This is a genomic window from Thermosulfurimonas dismutans (genome assembly GCF_001652585.1).
GTDB classification, from domain to species: Bacteria; Desulfobacterota; Thermodesulfobacteria; order Thermodesulfobacteriales; family Thermodesulfobacteriaceae; genus Thermosulfurimonas; species Thermosulfurimonas dismutans.
The window spans coordinates 1-797 of record NZ_LWLG01000048.1 but is presented as its reverse complement, the minus strand read 5'-3'; the positions used below and the strand labels follow the sequence as shown (position 1 = coordinate 797).

Sequence of the window (797 nt, the reverse complement as noted above, 5' to 3'; positions counted from 1 at the left end):
GTAAACCTCATCGGAGAGTACAATGTAGCTGGAGAGGCCCGGGAGATAAAACGACTTCTTGAGAAACTTGGGGTTAAGGTCCACACGGTGCTTACCGGTGATACCCGTTTTTTCGGAGATAGAGCGACTTTCCCGGGCTCATCTGAATCTCCTTTTCTGCGGTTCAACCGCTAGGGAGTTTGCCTCGGCCCTGAAGGAGCGATTTGGTCTTCCCTACCTAAAGGTCTCCTTTTATGGGCTTTCGGCCGTGGGGGCTTCTCTTCGGAAGGTAGGAGAGGCCTTGGGCCTCTCTTCTGACAAGGTGGAGGATCTGATTCGGGAGGAGGAGACCCGGACCTTTAGGGAGATAAGGTCCTGGCTTAAACTCTTTTCCGGAAAAAGAGTACTGGTGGTACTTGGGGCCGGGAGACTGGGACCCTTAGGGAGAATGCTTAGAGAACTCGGCTTTGAGGTCATAGGGGCGGCTTCGGTCTTCGAAACCGCCCTTTATATCGTTCAATAAACTCTTGAGCCAAAGCCTCGGCCGTGCTGCGACGTTTTACCTGAAAAATCTCCCGAAGATCTCCTGCTACTTCCTCAACCTCCTTCCGGGGTACATGGGCCAGCACATTCCGCTCAAAGTGCACTACACATCTCTGCCAGAGAGTCTTCGGAAGCTCCGCCGCCAAAGCCTGTTTTATTGACTCATGGTCGTCACTAATTACAAGCCTTACCCCTCTAAGCCCCCTCTCCAGAAGCCCCTTCAGTAAATTCCGCCAGGCCTCTTTCCTCTCTCCGCCCGCAGGCTCCACCGCCAA

General features: G+C 53.7%; 3 protein-coding genes. 2 read left to right on the top strand and 1 reads right to left on the bottom strand.

What is annotated here, in order from left to right; all coding sequences use genetic code 11:
- Window positions 1-9 precede the first annotated feature (9 nt).
- Window positions 10-174, top strand: coding sequence for a hypothetical protein (locus TDIS_RS11640; RefSeq protein ID WP_425263989.1), 165 nt, complete (start codon window positions 10-12; stop codon window positions 172-174).
- Window positions 98-502, top strand: coding sequence for a nitrogenase component 1 (locus TDIS_RS10675; protein ID WP_068671868.1), 405 nt, complete (start codon window positions 98-100; stop codon window positions 500-502). Before TDIS_RS11640 ends, TDIS_RS10675 begins: the two co-directional genes overlap by 77 nt.
- On the opposite strand, the gene TDIS_RS10670 is transcribed toward TDIS_RS10675, so the two are convergent.
- On the bottom strand, window positions 453-797 hold a 345-nt coding region (locus tag TDIS_RS10670), incomplete at its 5' end, for a transposase (RefSeq protein ID WP_208595713.1). The two genes, TDIS_RS10675 and TDIS_RS10670, sit on opposite strands and share 50 nt — an antisense overlap.